This window comes from Neobacillus driksii, from assembly GCF_013409995.1.
Lineage (GTDB): Bacteria > Bacillota > Bacilli > Bacillales > Cytobacillaceae > Neobacillus > Neobacillus driksii.
This window is the reverse complement of sequence record NZ_JACCBX010000008.1, coordinates 128,416-145,691: the sequence shown is the minus strand read 5'-3', so window position 1 is coordinate 145,691 and position 17,276 is coordinate 128,416. Positions and strand designations below refer to the sequence as shown.

The 17,276-nt window shown below is 39.3% G+C and carries 16 protein-coding genes; 14 read left to right on the top strand and 2 right to left on the bottom strand.

Going from position 1 to position 17,276, the window contains the following annotated elements:
* Positions 1-26 precede the first annotated feature (26 nt).
* Genes F4694_RS18725 through F4694_RS18710 form a run of 4 tightly spaced genes read left to right on the top strand, consistent with a single transcriptional unit; the run spans position 27 to position 3,719 of the window.
* Complete coding sequence (locus F4694_RS18725) at positions 27-1,007, top strand: sulfonate ABC transporter substrate-binding protein (RefSeq protein WP_179600735.1); 981 nt, start codon at positions 27-29, stop codon at positions 1,005-1,007.
* A gap of 14 nt (positions 1,008-1,021) precedes the next feature.
* Complete coding sequence (gene ssuD / locus F4694_RS18720; protein WP_179600733.1) at positions 1,022-2,155, top strand: FMNH2-dependent alkanesulfonate monooxygenase; 1,134 nt, start codon at positions 1,022-1,024, stop codon at positions 2,153-2,155.
* 7 nt (positions 2,156-2,162) lie between these two features.
* Entirely contained in the window at positions 2,163-2,921 is a 759-nt protein-coding gene (ssuC, locus tag F4694_RS18715) for an aliphatic sulfonate ABC transporter permease SsuC (protein ID WP_179600732.1), read from the top strand.
* A gap of 15 nt (positions 2,922-2,936) precedes the next feature.
* Positions 2,937-3,719 (top strand): ABC transporter ATP-binding protein, encoded by a 783-nt coding sequence (locus tag F4694_RS18710; RefSeq protein ID WP_179600730.1) that lies wholly within the window; start codon positions 2,937-2,939, stop codon positions 3,717-3,719.
* A 540-nt stretch (positions 3,720-4,259) separates the two neighbouring features.
* Here F4694_RS18710 and F4694_RS18705 read toward each other — a convergent pair.
* On the bottom strand, positions 4,260-5,492 hold the full coding sequence (locus F4694_RS18705) for an endo-1,4-beta-xylanase (RefSeq protein WP_179600728.1): 1,233 nt from the start codon (positions 5,490-5,492) through the stop codon (positions 4,260-4,262).
* 373 nt (positions 5,493-5,865) lie between these two features.
* On the opposite strand from F4694_RS18705, the gene nikA reads away from it, so the two are divergent.
* From nikA to F4694_RS18665, 8 genes are all read left to right on the top strand, one after another.
* Positions 5,866-7,488: a nickel ABC transporter substrate-binding protein gene (gene nikA, locus F4694_RS18700; RefSeq protein ID WP_179600725.1), complete on the top strand. Its 1,623-nt coding sequence runs from the start codon at positions 5,866-5,868 to the stop codon at positions 7,486-7,488.
* 20 nt (positions 7,489-7,508) lie between these two features.
* The gene (gene nikB / locus F4694_RS18695) at positions 7,509-8,453 is read left to right on the top strand and encodes a nickel ABC transporter permease subunit NikB (RefSeq protein WP_179600723.1); all 945 of its coding nucleotides are present in this window, start codon (positions 7,509-7,511) and stop codon (positions 8,451-8,453) included.
* Entirely contained in the window at positions 8,450-9,283 is an 834-nt protein-coding gene (gene nikC, locus F4694_RS18690; RefSeq protein WP_179600721.1) for a nickel ABC transporter permease subunit NikC, read from the top strand. The genes nikB and nikC overlap by 4 nt, the downstream gene beginning before the upstream one ends.
* Before the next feature lie 15 nt (positions 9,284-9,298).
* Positions 9,299-10,126, top strand: coding sequence for a nickel import ATP-binding protein NikD (nikD, locus tag F4694_RS18685; protein WP_179600719.1), 828 nt, complete (start codon positions 9,299-9,301; stop codon positions 10,124-10,126).
* Positions 10,127-10,152: 26 nt separating this feature from the next.
* Positions 10,153-10,962, top strand: coding sequence for a nickel import ATP-binding protein NikE (gene nikE, locus F4694_RS18680; RefSeq protein WP_179600717.1), 810 nt, complete (start codon positions 10,153-10,155; stop codon positions 10,960-10,962).
* An 85-nt stretch (positions 10,963-11,047) separates the two neighbouring features.
* Positions 11,048-12,364, top strand: coding sequence for an MATE family efflux transporter (locus tag F4694_RS18675; RefSeq protein WP_179600715.1), 1,317 nt, complete (start codon positions 11,048-11,050; stop codon positions 12,362-12,364).
* A gap of 95 nt (positions 12,365-12,459) precedes the next feature.
* Positions 12,460-12,981, top strand: a complete 522-nt coding sequence (locus tag F4694_RS18670; protein ID WP_179600713.1) for an ECF transporter S component — start codon at positions 12,460-12,462, stop codon at positions 12,979-12,981.
* Between the two features lie 593 nt (positions 12,982-13,574).
* Positions 13,575-15,602, top strand: a complete 2,028-nt coding sequence (locus F4694_RS18665) for a YhgE/Pip domain-containing protein (RefSeq protein WP_179600712.1) — start codon at positions 13,575-13,577, stop codon at positions 15,600-15,602.
* A 105-nt stretch (positions 15,603-15,707) separates the two neighbouring features.
* Here the strand turns inward: F4694_RS18665 and F4694_RS18660 are convergent, their stop codons facing one another.
* Positions 15,708-16,148 carry a GNAT family N-acetyltransferase gene (locus F4694_RS18660; RefSeq protein ID WP_179600710.1) on the bottom strand — a complete coding sequence of 147 codons (441 nt, stop codon included), beginning with the start codon at positions 16,146-16,148 and terminating at the stop codon, positions 15,708-15,710.
* 110 nt (positions 16,149-16,258) lie between these two features.
* Here F4694_RS18660 and F4694_RS18655 point away from each other — a divergent pair, with 110 nt between their 5' ends.
* Together F4694_RS18655 and F4694_RS18650 are read left to right on the top strand one after the other, a co-directional pair.
* Positions 16,259-16,711: a MarR family winged helix-turn-helix transcriptional regulator gene (locus tag F4694_RS18655; protein WP_179600708.1), complete on the top strand. Its 453-nt coding sequence runs from the start codon at positions 16,259-16,261 to the stop codon at positions 16,709-16,711.
* A gap of 24 nt (positions 16,712-16,735) precedes the next feature.
* Entirely contained in the window at positions 16,736-17,257 is a 522-nt protein-coding gene (locus F4694_RS18650) for a GNAT family N-acetyltransferase (protein WP_179600706.1), read from the top strand.
* The last annotated feature ends 19 nt before the right edge of the window (positions 17,258-17,276 follow it).

Genomic DNA, 17,276 nt, shown 5'->3' with positions numbered 1-17,276 from the left:
AATACAGAAAAATCAGGAGGTATACCATGAAGTCAAAACTAAATAAATTCATGCTGATTAGCTTGACCCTGTTTTTATTTTTACTTAGTGCATGCACCAATCAAAACTCCACAGAAAAGGCTTCCGGTGATAAGAGTGGAAGTACAACAATTCACATTGGATATCAAAAGTTTGGTTCACTAAATTTTCTAAAAGCAAAAGGAACATTGGAAAAGAAGCTAGAGCCTCTGGGATATAAGGTAGAATGGACTGAGTTTCCAGGGGGTCCTCAGCTGCTAGAAGCATTAAATGTAGGCAGCCTGGATTTCGGGCATACTGGTGAGGCACCTCCTATCTTTGCTCAGGCAGCAGGCGCACCATTGGTCTATTTCGCTAATGAGCCAGCTAATCAAAAGGGTGAGGGCATCCTTGTTCCTAAAGATTCAGAGATTAAGAGTATTAAAGATTTGAAAGGAAAAAAGGTAGCCTTAAATAAAGGGTCCAATGTTCATTATTTGTTAGTAAGAGCATTAGAAGAAAATGGACTGAAGTATGAAGATATCGAAACGGCCTTTTTACCTCCAGCCGATGCAAGAGCTGCCTTTGAAAAAGGGGCTGTGGATGCCTGGGTGATTTGGGATCCATTTTTAGCAGAAGCGCAAAGACAAACGGGAGCACGTATTTTGGCAGATGGTACTGGGCTAGTCAACAATCGTGAGTTCTTCCTTGCCTCTAAAACATTTGCTGGAAAACATCCGAAGGTCCTTGAAATCCTCATTGAGGAATTAGGGAAAGAAGAACAATGGGTAAAGGATAACCAATCAGAGGCAGCTGAATTTTTAGCTCCGCAAATTGGAATCGATAAGGAAACACTCGAAGTTGTACTCGGACGCAGAGCATTTGGCATTGAACAGATAACAAAGGAACGAATGAAGGATCAACAGGAAATTGCCGACAAATTTTTTGAACTACAGTTAATTCCGACGGAAATTAACACATTTGAAGCACAATGGAAACCAAAAAAGTAAGAGGAGGAAAAAAGATGAATGTATTTTGGTTTATTCCCACACATGGAGACTCACGATATTTAGGTGTAACAACCGGAGGAAGAGAAGTGAATACTCCTTATCTCCAGCAAATCGCTCAAGCAGTAGACAATCTCGGGTTTACTGGTGCATTACTGCCGACTGGAAGATCATGCGAAGATGCGTGGGTAGTAGCGAGTTCGTTAATTCCAGTGACATCACGTATGAAATTTTTGGTAGCGGTTCGTCCCGGTATTATGTCGCCAACCAATGCAGCCCGTATGGCTGCAACCTTTGACAGGTTATCGAATGGCAGACTTCTTATTAACGTCGTAACCGGGGGCGACCCTGTGGAACTAGCCGGTGATGGAGTCCATCTATCTCACCAAGAACGGTACGAGCTGACCGATGAATACCTAACGATTTGGAAGGAATTGCTGGAAAAAGGAGAAGCCAATTATTCAGGAACCCATTTAGATGTTTCGGGGGCAAAGCAATTATATCCGACTGTTCAGAAACCATATCCTCCACTCTATTTCGGAGGCTCTTCGGAAATTGGGCAGCAAATTGCGGCTGATCATGTGGATGTATATTTGACTTGGGGCGAGCCGCCAAAGCAAGTTGAAGAAAAAATAAAAGCCGTAAAAAAATTAGCGGAGGAAAGAGGAAGGAAACTCCGTTTCGGCCTCCGCCTCCATGTCATTGTTAGGGAGACAGAACAAGAAGCATGGGAAGCAGCCAACAAGTTAATCAAATATGTTGACGATGATATGATAGCGTCTTCGCAAGAGGTTTTTTCCCGGATGGACTCTGTAGGGCAAAAGAGAATGTCCGAACTTCATAGAGGCAGGAGAGATCATTTAGAAATCAGCCCTAACCTTTGGGCTGGGGTCGGATTGGTACGTGGCGGTGCAGGTACGGCACTTGTCGGAGACCCAGAAACAGTGGCTAAAAGAATGAAAGAATACGAGGATATTGGAATCGAGACGTTTATATTATCAGGATATCCGCATTTGGAAGAGGCCTACCGCGTATCGGAGTTATTATTCCCACACTTGAATCTAGAGGGAATGAGACCTTCTTCCATTGTAAGTCCATTTGGTGAGATTATGGCGAATAACATCTTACCCCAAAAAAAGGCAGTGAGGTAGGAGGCATATGAAAACGAAAAAGATTTTACCATGGATTATTCCAATAGTATTACTGATCACTTGGCAGGTTTCATCTTCTATTGGGATTCTTTCCAATAGAGTACTCCCAAATCCGGTGGATATCTTTACCGCAGCAGTCGACCTCTTAAAGAGCGGCCAGCTGGTATCGGATGTCTGGACCAGTACCAAAAGGGCCTTTGTTGGATTTTTGATTGGCGGGGGAATCGGTTTTGCTTTGGGGTTGGTCAATGGCATTTCCAAAATTTCAGAAAGTTTGCTAGATTCTTCCATTCAGATGATCCGTAATATCCCGCATCTCGCTTTACTGCCCATTGTCATCCTGTGGTTTGGGATTGGCGAGGAAGCGAAACTGTTTCTTGTTGCCCTAGGAACGTTTTTCCCAATTTATCTCAATACCTACCATGGGATTCGTTCGGTTGACCCTTCCTTGATTGAAATGGCGTATGTATATGAACTAAAAGGGTTTTCTTTGTTTTGGCATGTTATATTTCCCGCTGCACTGCCATCCATCCTTGTTGGCGTCAGATTTGCACTAGGGATTACCTGGGTAACATTAATCGTAGCGGAAACGATTGCCGCTGATTCAGGAATTGGTTATTTGGCCATGAATGCTAGGGAATTTATGCAGCTAGATGTCGTTATATTGAGTATTCTGCTTTACGCACTATTAGGAAAGCTGTCTGATGTGATGGCAAAGCTAGCGGAAAAACAATTTTTGAAATGGCATCCGAGCCATCAGATGTAAGAGGAGGCAAAGAAGATGGCAACAAAACAACCGATACTAGAACTTTCAACTATCCGGAAAGAATTTGATGGGAATGAGGTATTAAAAAGTATCGATTTACAGGTGAATCGAGGAGAGTTTATTGCAGTGGTTGGAAAAAGCGGCTGCGGCAAAAGCACCTTACTGCGTATTATGGCGGGGCTCGAAGCCCCCAATTCAGGTACATTAGTCGTAAACGGTAAAGAATTAAAAGGGCGTAATGATTTGGCCAAAATTATGTTTCAGGATGGAAGGCTTCTCCCTTGGAAAAAAGTATATGATAATGTAGCACTCGGGTTAAAAAAGGAAGCCCAGAAAGAGCAGATTGATAAAGTTTTGACACAAGTAGGATTGGCGGACCGTGCCTCTTCTTGGCCCTCTGAGCTTTCCGGGGGTCAAAAGCAAAGGGTAGCACTTGCAAGAGCCTTGATTCATGAGCCGGAACTGCTATTACTGGATGAACCGCTTGGTGCTTTGGATGCTTTGACACGTCTAGAAATGCATGAATTGATTGAAGAATTGTGGAGTGAAAAGCAATTAACCGCGATTCTCGTTACCCACGACGTTGAGGAAGCTGTAGCGCTAGCGAACCGCGTCATTTTAATCGAAGAAGGCAAAATTGTACTCGAAGTTCCTGTCCGTCTTCCTTACCCACGGCACCGAGACCACCCTCTATTCACGAAACTTGTCAGCCAAATCCTAAATAAGATTATGGGTCATAAACGAAGGGGGATCTCTACGGAGGTAGCTTCTGCAAGCTTGCCGGCCATGGAATCGTGATAATCTACATGAAAATTATTTAGTAGGAATACAAAAGCCTTATTTATATAAACCATCAAAATGAGGTTCTCTTGGATTTTACTCACTACTCATTAAATAAGATGACTTGTCCTTAATCGAGTAACCCAGTAAAATAATAACCGGAGATTTTCCGGTTAAATGCAAAATGGAGCTCGTTTCGGGTTAAATAAGCGGAGGATTTCCGCTTATGTAAAGCAAAATCTCCCATTTTTAAATTTTTTGAGCTAATAGGCGGAATCTCTCCGTCTATTAAAGCTTTTTTTAACAATAATTACAAATTAAGCGGAATTCTTCCGTCTATTTATCCTGCTCAGGTGCTTAATTTAACCTGCACCCCTGACCGGTAAGTGCGGACCTACTTAATCATAGATCTTATGTCAATGTTAATGAAATTTCGTAGAAACCCATTATATAAAGAAAAAGACGTATGCCAATTCATACGTCAATTCTTGTGTCTTTTTTAAAAGGAATTCTTTACGGAATTTGGCAGTAAACTTTAATTCTTTTTTAGTACATCAATTAGATTGTAATCTGTACGGTTTCAGCTACTTTGTCTAGTTTAAAGCTTCGTTTCTTATCTCCACAAACAAGATCATAATCACCTAGGAATCCTTCAAATGAAATCATTCCATTGTCATCTGTCTTACATTTCACATTTGTGGACCAGTCACCCTTAATCAGTTTCTTCAATACTTCATAAGCTGGTTTTGGGCTATTATCTTTTCGGACAAATCCAGCTGGAGCACCAAGCCAAGCACCATCATCACTGAAGGACCAGGTTGTAATGGCTTCTACCTGAGGATGTTTAAACAGAATTGAATACATTTCTTCCACTTCTTTTGCTTGTCGTTCTTCAAACTCTGGTGTAGATGGCCATTCAGGAATTTGATAGTCATTTAGGTCTTCTATTTCAGAAGGCATAAGATGTCCGGAAGTCAATGTATTTTCTGTAAAGTGCAGGGGAAGACCAAAGTGGGAGAAACGGTCTAGTACTTCTTCTAATTTTTCACGTCCCCAATATCCCTGATGCTGATGTGACTGAATGCCAATCGCATCAATGGAAATACCAGCCTGCAGGCAGCCATCAATTAAGATTTCATAGTTAATAGAAGTATTAAAGTCATTTAATAAGAGTGTTGCTCCTGGATTGAATTCACGCGTTTTTGCAAACATTTCTTTAATGATGCCCACACGGCCAAGATCTTTGGAGATTCTTGTAATTCCATTGTCATATTTATCAAAGATTGGCATGATCACCACTTCGTTGATGACATCCCACGTATCGATTAATCCTTTGAAGTCTGTTACATCACGTTCAATTCTATCAAACTGAGACTTTAGGATTTCTTCATTGCTCATATCCAGAAGCCATGGAGCCGTGACTGTGTGCCAGCAAAGAGGATGTCCTTTTACGGTAACATTTCTTTCTTTCAACCACTGAGCTGCAACCTTTAATTCTTTTGTACGTGGTTTTCCTTTTTCAGGTTCGAATGTTCCCCAATAGAAAGGTAGTGTTGCAGAATTGAATACATCTAAGAACTTTTCCAGTTTGTTTTCCTGAAATGCAAGTCTGTCTGCCGGTACATTTTTGTTTGCCACTTCGATTGCATCGAAAATACCACAACCAAATAAGAACTTATGGTTTGTCAGATTAAGTTTTACTTCTTTGCCTGCAACAGGGTATCCTTCCTTATCGACAAGTTTGAGGGTCTTGCTCGCCATTCGGTGTGCAAATTCATTTGTTTGTACCATTTTCCTACCTCCATTTTCATACCGTTTCTCACAGTTCTACTAAAAGAAAACGCTTTCGCAATTCAACAAAAGTTTATCAAACTTTGTATATCCAGTAAACTAACCGTTATGCTTATCTATAGTTTTTAAAGTAAGTAGTTTAATTATTATGGTAGTTATAGAGAGGATCGAGACTGGCATGACTAACAACTGGTATTATGCTTTTTCAATGGCTCACTGTTTAAATGCTTTTCTAAAAGAAACGGAAGGGAATTTCAGATAGGATGCGAAGCTTTTTCATAAAATGTTATAACAATAGAATAGTATATTGACAAGACTTTGTGATGCTTTTACAATTGAAAATGATTATCAACTTCAATTGGGAGGCAACTATATGTTTTATACGATAAGTCGTCGGAATATTTTATTAACATCTATCTTTATTTTCTTATTTTCAACAATATTACTTGGTTGTACAAATGCTAGTGATGAAGCTTCAACGTCTAAAGACGATAATGAAAACATGCTCACAATCGCATGGCCGAGGGATGTTGGCGCAATGAATCCACATATTTACAATCCTTCACAATTATTTGCTCAGTCAATGGTGTATGAACCGTTGGTAAGCTACGGGATAGGCGGAAAGCTGAAACCGAATCTAGCAGAGTCTTGGGAAATTTCAACCGACGGCAAAGTATATACCTTCCATTTACGTCAAAATGTGAAATTTTCCGATGGAACAAGCTTTAATGCAGATATCGTGAAAAAGAATTTTGATACAGTATTGAACCATATGGAATTACATAGTTGGTTAGGATTTCTTTCGAAAATAGCTAGTACGGAGGTAATCGACGAATTTACGTTTAAAATGACATTAACGGAAGCCTATTATCCAACCATTCAGGAGTTAGCTGTTGTACGACCAGTTCGTATCTTAGGTGAAGCTGGATTCCCGGCAGATGGTGATACCTCCAAAGGTGTCGAAAAAGCGGTTGGTACTGGTCCTTGGATTTTGGATGAGTATAAACAAGATGAATATGCAATTTTCACACGAAATGAAAATTATTGGGGTGAGCTTCCAAACGTAGAAAAAATTAAAGTGAAAGTCATTCCTGATGCGGAAACGAGAGTACTAGCGTTTGAAAAAGGTGAGCTGGACTTAATTTATGGAGAAGGTGTGATCAGTTTAGACGCTTTCAAGCAATTGGAATCTACTGGTAAATATGAAACTACCATTTCTGATCCAGTTGCTACGAGGCAGCTTGTTTTAAATACAACAAGAGAAACGCTTTCCGATGAACGTGTTCGCCAAGCATTACATTATGGATTTAATAAGGAAGCAATGGTAAAAGGAATCACTTCTGGACTAGAAGAATCAGCAGATTTTATTCTACCGACAAACTTGCCCTACACTTCCGATATTGATGTTGAGTCCATTGACTATGATGTTAAAAAAGCTGAGGCGTTATTAGACGAAGCGGGCTGGATTCTTCCTAAGGGGAAAACGGTTCGTGAAAAAGATGGAAAGCTGCTTGAAATAGAGATGATGTACGATTCTGCTGAATCTATTCAAAAAGCAATGGCAGAAACGCTCCAATCCGAATGGGGAGCCATTGGTGTAAAATTAAATATTGTTGGAGTGGAGCTTGCCGTTCAAGTTCAGAGATTTAAAGATAATGATTTTGAGATTAATTTCTTTAGTAACTATGGTGCGCCATATGATCCGCATACATTTATTAACATAGTGGCAAAAGAAGGCTTTGGATTTAATGAAGCCATTTCAGCTTATCCGAACAAAGCGGAAATACTTAAACAAATCGCACTGATTCCGCAGACAACAGACGAAGCAGAACGTCAACAGCTTTACACATCTGTTTTAACATCACTGCAAGATCAGGGAGCGATTCTTCCTATCTCTTACATTAAGAAAACAGCAATTTATCAAAAAGATGTCACGAACTTCAATTTCTCTGCGAATCGTGACGAAAATCCATTCACAGGAATTAGCATCAAGTAGTAAGCAGGTAGGAGGCTATTATGGGCACTTATATAATAAAACGAATAATGTCCATTATCCCGATTTTTCTTTTGGCCGCATTTCTAACGACTGGGATGATTCACCTTTCACCAGTGGATCCGGCCGAGGCCTATTTAACAGCAGCTCATATTGAACAGACTGATGAAATTTTGGCCCAGAAAAGACATGAGTTTGGTTTAGATCAACCATTCTTCATGCAATATATAAACTCTATTATAAAGATATGCCAACTTGATTTTGGCATATCTTATGTTTCGAATAAGCCAGTTTGGGACGAGGTGATACACCGAATACCTGCGACCCTCCAGTTAGCTCTTGGGAGTTTATTCCTAGCAGTGCTCGTCAGTGTCCCTCTTGGTTTTTTTGCAGGAGTAAAGAAAAACAGTGCGATTGATCATTTTAGTCGATTACTCTCCTTTTTCGGGGCATCTATTCCTTCTTTTTGGCTGGGTTATATATTGATTTTTTTCTTTTCTGTCAAATTGGATCTTTTCCCGGTCGAGGGGATTGGGACATGGCAGCATCTTGTTCTGCCTTCCGTTACACTCGCGCTTCCTTTGATTGCGATGTACACAAGATTATTGCGTACAAGCATTCTTGAGAACTTACAAGAGCCTTATGTATTATTCGCGAGGACAAGGGGGATAAAAGAAAAAACGATTATGGCCAAGCATATCTTAAGGCTTGCGATTTCCCCGATGATTACTGGTCTGGGGATGAATCTTGGGAAACTTCTGACTGGAACGATTATCGTGGAGACCGTTTTTTCTTGGCCTGGGTTTGGCCGTTATTTTATTGAAGCGATTTTTAATCGGGACATACCCATCATTCAATGCTATGTACTGATAGCCGCTAGTCTATTTATCCTTAGCAACCTATTGGTGGATCTGATTCAAATGTATATTGACCCGCGCATATCTAGGAAGGAAGGGCAACAACGATGATAACCAGTATACGCAGAATCTTTATAAGTCAAAAAGTGATTCCGATATGTTCCGTTATATTAGGAATTCTTTTCATCATTACTATGTTGGCTCCCTGGATAGCTCCCAATGATCCGATTGCGGTCAATTTAGCATTTAAACTACAGCCGCCCTCCTGGGAATTCCCATTAGGAACTGATCATTTGGGAAGATGTAACTTATCACGCCTTTTATATGGGGGAAGAATATCTTTAGGTTTCGCTATGCTTATTTTCATTTCATCTTTAACGATTGGTTTAATGATTGGAACCTTTTCAGGATATAAGGGCGGCTTTGTGGATCAGGTTTTGATGAGATTTTGTGATGGTGTGATGGCTTTTCCTAGTCTTATCCTTATACTTGGACTGGTTGGTATTTTCGGTCCTGGTCTTCCGCAGGTCATTTTAGCGCTGATGCTTGTGCAATGGGTCTATTATGCGAGAATGTTCCGAGGAATGGTACTTAGTCTGAAAGAACAGAACTTTATTGCTGCTGCGAAAATAAGCGGCTCGTCTCAATGGAAGATTATTAGAAATCATATTGTTCCCAATGTACTTCCTCCGCTGGTCGTCATGGGCACATTAGAAATGGGTTGGGCCATTATGGATATATCCGCCATGTCGTTTCTTGGATTAGGAGTACAACCGCCCACTCCTGAATGGGGAGCGATGATTCACGAAGGAAAGTCGTATATTCGAACGAATCCAGAATTAATGCTTTATCCAGGTCTAATGATTATGCTCGTGATTGTGACATTCAATTTATTGGGCGAAGCGTTATCCGAACGTTACGGTGTCAAACGTCGATCTTAAAAAGGAATGAGAATGTTGGGTACAGAACAGTCGAATGTGTTACAAGTAAGAGATTTACACGTACATGTAAAAACAAAAAATGGTGCTACCACGCTTGTTGAGGATATCAATTTTGAACTAAAACGTGGGCAGGTACTTGGTCTTGTTGGGGAAAGTGGATGCGGTAAAACCGTTACGAGTATGTCGATTCTTCAGCTTCTCAATCGGAAAACGACCACGATTGAAGGCAGTATTGAATTACTTGGACGTGAATTAAATGGTTTAGGTGAGAAAGAAATGCGAGAGATCCGTGGCAAGGATATCACCTTTATTATGCAAAATCCGATGAATGCTTTTACGCCTGTTTTTACGATTGGTCATCAATTTATTGAAACCATACGTTCACACACAAAATGGAATAAAAAACAAGCAACAGAGCTGGCGATTGAGGCAATCCATAATGTGAATTTACCAGATCCTGTTAAACTATTAAAAAACTATCCTTTTCAATTGAGCGGCGGTATGCTTCAACGTGTCATGATTGCCATTGCAGCATGCTTACATCCAGCCGTTATTATTGCCGATGAACCAACAACTGCACTTGATGTAAATAATCAAAAGAAAGTGCTGTACCACTTAGATAAAATTCGCTCTGAATATGGATCTGCCATATTATTAATCTCCCATGATCTTGGGGTCATTTCCGAAATGGCAGATGAAGTTGCTGTTATGCAGAATGGCCGAATCGTAGAAAAAGCGGATGTGTTCCAACTATTTGATCAGCCACAGCATGAGTATACAAAAAAACTATTAAATGCACGCTCAACATTACATTCAGATGAATCTGTCATTCATTTGGCTTGACCTAGGCATCTATAAGGGGTGGAAAAGTGAGTTTATTACAAATAAATGAAGTAACTCATAGCTATGGATCCCGAACGGTTTTCAACTGGAAAGACCGCTCAAAAAATATACTTTCCGACATTTCTCTCTCTATTGAGGAAGGTACCTGTTTAGGATTGCTTGGTTCGAGTGGTGCCGGTAAAAGTACCTTAGGAAGAGTGATTCTTGGTCTGGAACGACCACAATATGGACAGGTTTTGTTTCAAGGGCATGATATTTATACCGCAGATAAGCAAATTCGTCAAAAAATTCGTCGTGATCTTCAGGCTGTCTTTCAGGACTCATACTCATCGGTCAATCCTCGAATGACGGCCGAACGAATTATTGCAGAGCCGCTAGAAAACTATGAAAAGCTAACCGTTGCTGAGCAAAAACGAACCGTTATTGAATTATTAGAAAGAGTAGGGTTAAGTGAAGCGGACTTAAAAAAATATCCAAATCAATTTAGCGGTGGTCAATTGCAAAGGATTAATATTGCAAGAGCCATCTCATTAAAGCCGAAGCTGATAGTCCTAGACGAATCTGTCAGTAGTCTAGATATGGTGACTCAAACCCTAATTTTAGAATTACTAAAGGAGTTAAAAGCAAACTTCGGATTATCCTATCTCTTTATTACGCATGATATTAAAGCTGCCTATACAATTAGTGATCGATTAGGTGTACTAGAAAAAGGAAAATTGGTCGAGCTTTACGATGAAAAGAAACAGTTTTTTACTTCAGAACATCCTGTAGCAAATGAGTTGAGAGATTCAATGCTGGCAGAGCACCCACGTTTTCGTTCGGTTAGACGTGCTTAAGTAAAAATATTTGGAATGCCTCGATTTCATTTCTAAAATCGGGGCTATTGTTTTGATTAGTAATGATAGAAGGAGGAACTTCCTAATGAATCATCGTGCGTACCTAGCATTGGCGATTCCCCTGACGATTTCGACCATGACAACGCCCTTGTTAGGTGCTGTAGATACAGCCGTTGTGGGGCAGCTTCCCGATTCGGCATATATAGGAGGAGTTGCAGTAGGGACTCTTATATTTAATACTTTGTATTGGGTATTCGGGTTTTTACGGGTTAGCACATCTGCTTTTGCTGCACAAGCGAGCGGGGCAAGTGATCCTGCTCAAGGAATACTTGCTTTAGCTCGTCCATTCCTTTTAGCTGTTGCAGTTGGGGTGTGTTTTATTCTCTTGCAATGGCCGATTGAATATGGTGCGTTAATCTTGTTTTCCTCCGATTCTGATGTCACTAAGTTTGCGGCTGAATATTTTCGAATTAGAATTTGGGGAGCACCCTTTACATTGATGAATTATGTTATCCTCGGCTGGTTAATGGGGATGGCTAAGATTAAAGAATCATTGTTTTTACAAGTATTAATGAATGTTTTGAATATGATTTTGGCCATTCTTTTTGTCCATGTATTTTCATTTGCTGTCAAAGGGGTAGCTGCGGCTGCTTTGATTGCTGAAGTGACAGCCTTTATATTGGGATTACTCATTATTATGAAAGCATCTCCATTTAAATGGAGATTACCATCCTTTCAAGAACTAGTAGACACACAGTCTTTGAAAAAGATGTTTAACGTTAACAAGGATTTGTTCATTCGAACGATTTGTTTATTAGTCGTTATTAATATGTTTACAGCAAAAGGTGCTTCCTTTGGTACAGACTTACTTGCTGCAAATGCTGTGCTTTTTCAAATACATTATATCATGGCCTATTTCTTCGAGGGGTTCGCCAATGCCACTAGTATTCTCGTTGGCAAAGCGGTAGGAGCAAGCGACAAGGAATTATATAAAAAAACACTTACATTATCAAAGCAATGGTCAGTGATTACTGCTGTTATAATAGCTAGTGTATATGGATTATTTCAAGAACAAATTATCTCGCTTTTTACCAATCTACCACGTGTACTTGAACTTTCAACGACGTATGGAACATGGCTTATCCTTTACCCGTTTGCTGCATGTTTTGGCCTTGTCATATATGGTGCCTTCACCGGAGCAACAGAAATAGCTCCCGTTCGCAACTCCATGTTTTACGCAATGATTGTCTATATCCTTATACAAATTACAGCAACACCTATCTGGCATAATCATGGCTTATGGCTGGCTTTCATTGTTTACACGATTGGGCGATCTGGATTCCTAGTCATGTATACTCCTAGATTAAATAAAAAAATGTTATATGTAATGAAAGGAATCTGAAAAATTGTGCTTACACTATAAGTTTTATTAGAACTTTCTATTTATTTTGTATATAATTGTGTGATATTATTTTTAAAAAAAGAAGAGGTTATCATATGAATTCACTATTCGCACCGACAGAATCAACAAAAACAAAAACCATCGTCATCAATTCTCTTTTCATCGCATTAACCCTTGTAGCTACGATGTTCATCAACATTAAGCTCCCAATCATGGGTAACGGTGGACTCATCCATCTCGGTAACGTTCCTCTTTTTATAGCAGCCATTGTTTACGGTAAAAAAACAGGGGCAGTCGCAGGTGCGTTCGGTATGGGCTTATTTGATCTTCTCTCTGGCTGGGCACTTTGGGCACCATTTACTTTTATCATTGTAGGTGCAATGGGCTTCGTTGTCGGACTTATCTCCGAAAAAGTACCGGGGAAAAGGATGTTTGTTAACACGCTAGCCGTTGCAACTGCACTTATTATTAAAGTGGTTGGCTATTATTTTACGGAAGTGCTCCTTTATGGCAACTGGATACAGCCATTCGGCTCCATCCCTGGAAACATCATGCAGGTCGCGATTGCTGGTATAATCGTAATACCTCTTGTAGGACGCTTAAAGAAAAGAGCTTGATTGGTACAGGGGGGGTGTTCGTCCCCAGTATTATAAAAATAGAATGAAGGCACTCACAATTATTGATTTATCAATAGTTGTGAGTGTTTTTTTTTACAAAGGCTTTGTTATAGAAAGATGTTGATTTTTCTCACGAAGACCTGATGAAGGACTAATCTCAATGAAAAATCTTCTGATTTGTCTTTCATCATGCTTATGAAGGACTAATCTCACTGCGGAACTCTCCTGATTAGTCTTTCATCATGCTTATGAAGGACTAATCTCACTGGGAACTCTCCTGATTAGTCTTTCATCATGCTGATGAAGGACTAATCTCAATGAGGAATCTTCTGATTAGTCTTTCATCATGCTTATGAAGGACGAATCTCACTGGGATCTCTCCTGATTTGTCTTTCATCGACCTTTTATACCGTGGTACTAATAATCAACAATGATATTTAACAAAGCTTTACAAAAAATAGTTAATTAATTCGCTATCACAAACAACCTCACCCCCCAAATTAACATGCACGTTGCAATTTTGATTTGGGATAAAAACACCATTTTTTCCAACAATAGAAATAGTATGTTGTGAAATGGGTGTGTTTTGATAAATGAGGAAAATTTTGAGTATCTATACTTCTGATTGGAAAAATATTTTCAGTGTTCCAACAGTAGCCTTATTGGTAGTTGGACTTATGCTGCTTCCTTCCGCCTATGCATGGTTTAACATCAAGTCGATGTGGGATCCGTATGGGAATACTTCAGGGATCATCGTTGCCGTTGCCAATGAAGATGAAGGCGCTGTAGTTAAAATCACCAATCAGAAGGTTAATGTTGGAAATGAAACGATAGAAAATCTAAAGAAGAATAAAAAGCTTGGCTGGGTTTTTGTCGACCAGAAAGAAGCAATACGTGGCGTAAAACATGGAGATTATTATGCCTACCTTATTATTCCAAAGGATTTCTCTAAAAAAATTACAAGTATTTTAGAAGCGAATCCAGAAAAGCCGCAAATTGTTTTTGGTGTAAATGAAAAAATTAATGCCGTTGCCCCTAAAATTGCTGCCACCGGTGCCACAGGTGTAACCGCCCAAATTAGTGAAGCTTTTATCAAAACAGTAGGAGACGCGATTTTCTCGGCATTTTATAAAGCAGGAGTGGAGCTCGAAAAGGATTTACCGTCGATTTTTTCTGTGGAAAACCAAATCTTTGAGCTTGAAAAGGCACTCCCGCAAATTGAAGAAATGGGGCGTAAAGCGATAGAATTAGAAGGAAAACTCCCTGAAATTCATGAGAAAGGACAACAAATAATTGCCTTGGAACAGAGGATTCCGGAACTTGACCAGGTGGGACAGAGTATCCTAAAAGTCGAGGCAAGCCTGCCACTTGTCAAGGATGCTGGGGAACAAGTGTTAGTTATGCAGGAAAGGCTCAATGATATCTCTAGAACCACCGCCATTATCAATGACGTTGTGACTCATATTACCGAAATCGAAACACAAATAAAACAAGCAATGGATAGTGTCAATGAGGCGAATCAAACAGGTACCAATTCGGAGCAGTTAACTCCATTATACAATGAATTAATGAACATCCACGGAATCATTCAAAATACCCGGATGGATTTACAGCAAAAGGTAGATCAGGTAACGGGTGGGATTAATACAGCAGCCGATTTTGTTAAAGATGTATTCCCCACAGTTGAACAAAAAATCCATAAGGCAGCTGATTTTGTACGGAACGACCTGCCTAAATTGGAGTCCGATATACGTGAAGCCTCAGACCTTGTTCGTACCAAGCTTCCAGCAGCAGAACAAGCGATCCACAAGGCAGCTGACTTTGCCAGAAATGATCTGCCGGGATTTGAAGAAAAAGTAAGGCATGCAGCAGATCGACTTAGACAGTTTAAAGGCAGTGTCAATATTTACGATTTGATTGAATACTTAAAGCATGATCCGAATAAGGAAAGCAGTTTTTTAGCAAAACCGATTTTATTAAAAACCGAGCGGATTTTTCCAATTCCAAATTACGGATCAGCGATGACACCGTTTTATACGATGCTGGCACTTTGGGTAGGCGGCACACTTCTAGTGTCTTCACTGCGAGTTGATGTAGAAGATGTGGAAAGTCAATTTAAGCACTACCAAATTTATTTTGGAAGACTATTAACGTTTTTGACAATCAGCATTCTCCAAGCGGTGATCGTATCAATAGGAGATTTGTATATAATCGATGCGTATGTCGCGGACAAACTATGGTTTGTACTATTTAGTATTTTTATCAGCATTGTATTTACCATTATTATTTATACGCTTTGTTCGGTGTTTGGCAATATTGGAAAGGGGCTATCCATCATTTTGTTGGTATTACAAATTTCTAGTTCAGGTGCAACCTTTCCGGTTAGCTTGACACCTGCCTTTTTTCAAGCATTGCACCCGTTCATGCCGTTCACCTATGCTGTCAGTATACTGCGTGAAACGGTTGGCGGAATGATTAAGGCGGTCGTGATAAGAGACACCCTTTATTTGCTCATTTTTGTTGGCATTAGCTTCCTTTTGGCACTAGCTCTAAAACGGCCTTTGGGAGGGTGGATAAACCGGACAGCAGAAAGGGCAAAATCAACCAAAATCGTCCCATGAACTACCCTCATTAAAAACAGCCCGTAATGGTAGTAAAGTGACTAACATTACGGGCTGTTAAGAAAATAGTATTAACAGCAGGATGGACTTTAAATAAGTAGTTGATTACCGGCTTAATAATTCTTTAATCATCAAATAATGGGGAATTCCATCCTCTATAAATACACTTGATGAAGTTTGATAACCTAGTTTTTTATAAAAGCCCTCTGCCTGTGTTTGACCGTGTAATTTGACCTTCTTTGCTCCTCTTTCCTGTGCAATTTCCTCTAATGCTGTAATAATGACTTTACCTAGACCGAATTTCCGGTATGGTTCTAGAATACAAATTCTCTCTAATTTACCAAAATCAACAACCCATCGTACCCGTCCAGTTCCGACAGGTTGTTCTTCATAATAGACCAAGATATGTTCACATTGACCATTCAAATTGTCGAATTCGTCAAATTCATCCTCTAAGGGAACGCCTTGTTCCTCAACAAATACCGCTTTCCTTATGTGAAATGCCTTATTTAAATCTTCTTCAATGGTTATCCTTTTTGCCTTCATTATTTTCAATCCTTTAAATTTTTTTGTTGTATTTACAGCGATATTAGGTTAAATTAAATTTATAATAAATATGTTGTAATTGCAACAAAAACTTTGGCTAAGGAGAAAATATGAAGGAAATTTTACGCGAAATTGGAATGATCGCTAGAGCATTAGATTCTATCAGTAATATTGAATTTAAAGAATTTGAGCTTACTAAAGGTCAGTATTTGTACCTTGTCCGAATATGTGAAAACCCTGGAATTATTCAAGAAAAGGTAGCTGAATTGATTAAGGTAGACCGAACAACAGCAGCACGTGCTATACAAAAACTTGAGATGAACGGCTTTATAGAAAAGAAAGACGATCAACATAACAAAAAAATTAAAAAACTCTTTCCAACTGAGAAAGGGGAAAATGTTTACCCTTTTATAAAATCTGAAAATGATTATTCCAATTCCGTAGCATTAGAGGGATTTTCCGAAGAAGAAGTAGACACCATTTTCAACCTTCTTCAAAGAGTAAGAAAAAATATAGAAAAAGACTGGGAATTTGTAAAAAAGGGAAATAAGAGAAATTATTGATTAGATAAAGGAGAGCTAATTTTTATGAATATAAATATAGAACCATGTACCATCGAAGACCTACCCATGCTTCAAGAAATTAGTTATGAAACATTTATTGAAACATTTAAGGAACAGAATTCACCTGAAAATATGAACGCTTATTTGGAGAGGGCATTCAACCTTAAACAATTAGAAAAAGAATTATCGACTATTTCTTCAAAATTCTTTTTTGTTTATTTTAAAAACGAAGTCGCTGGATATTTAAAGGTGAATACCCAGGATGCTCAGTCTGAAAATATGGGTGAGGATTCACTTGAAATCGAGAGGATTTATATAAGGGCCAAATTTCAAAAACTAGGTCTTGGAAAATATCTTATTAATAAGGCGATAGAAATAGCGGTGGAACAGGAAAAAAGCAAAATCTGGCTTGGTGTATGGGAAAAAAACGAGAATGCAATTGCCTTTTACAAGAAGTTAGGATTCGTGCAAGCTGGTAGTCACTCCTTTTATATGGGGGATGAAGAACAAATAGACTTTATCATGATCAAATCACTTGTTTTATGAATTTAGTTATAGGGGAGAT

Bases quoted from the DNA above. Each gene is read 5' to 3' on its own strand.
- F4694_RS18725 (WP_179600735.1), top strand. From the start codon at position 27: ATGAAGTCAAAACTAAATAAATTCATGCTGATTAGCTTGACCCTGTTT.
- ssuD (WP_179600733.1), top strand. From the start codon at position 1,022: ATGAATGTATTTTGGTTTATTCCCACACATGGAGACTCACGATATTTA.
- ssuC (WP_179600732.1), top strand. From the start codon at position 2,163: ATGAAAACGAAAAAGATTTTACCATGGATTATTCCAATAGTATTACTG.
- F4694_RS18710 (WP_179600730.1), top strand. From the start codon at position 2,937: ATGGCAACAAAACAACCGATACTAGAACTTTCAACTATCCGGAAAGAA.
- F4694_RS18705 (WP_179600728.1), bottom strand. From the start codon at position 5,492: ATGGTACAAACAAATGAATTTGCACACCGAATGGCGAGCAAGACCCTC.
- nikA (WP_179600725.1), top strand. From the start codon at position 5,866: ATGTTTTATACGATAAGTCGTCGGAATATTTTATTAACATCTATCTTT.
- nikB (WP_179600723.1), top strand. From the start codon at position 7,509: ATGGGCACTTATATAATAAAACGAATAATGTCCATTATCCCGATTTTT.
- nikC (WP_179600721.1), top strand. From the start codon at position 8,450: ATGATAACCAGTATACGCAGAATCTTTATAAGTCAAAAAGTGATTCCG.
- F4694_RS18675 (WP_179600715.1), top strand. From the start codon at position 11,048: ATGAATCATCGTGCGTACCTAGCATTGGCGATTCCCCTGACGATTTCG.
- F4694_RS18670 (WP_179600713.1), top strand. From the start codon at position 12,460: ATGAATTCACTATTCGCACCGACAGAATCAACAAAAACAAAAACCATC.
- F4694_RS18665 (WP_179600712.1), top strand. From the start codon at position 13,575: ATGAGGAAAATTTTGAGTATCTATACTTCTGATTGGAAAAATATTTTC.
- F4694_RS18660 (WP_179600710.1), bottom strand. From the start codon at position 16,148: ATGAAGGCAAAAAGGATAACCATTGAAGAAGATTTAAATAAGGCATTT.
- F4694_RS18655 (WP_179600708.1), top strand. From the start codon at position 16,259: ATGAAGGAAATTTTACGCGAAATTGGAATGATCGCTAGAGCATTAGAT.
- F4694_RS18650 (WP_179600706.1), top strand. From the start codon at position 16,736: ATGAATATAAATATAGAACCATGTACCATCGAAGACCTACCCATGCTT.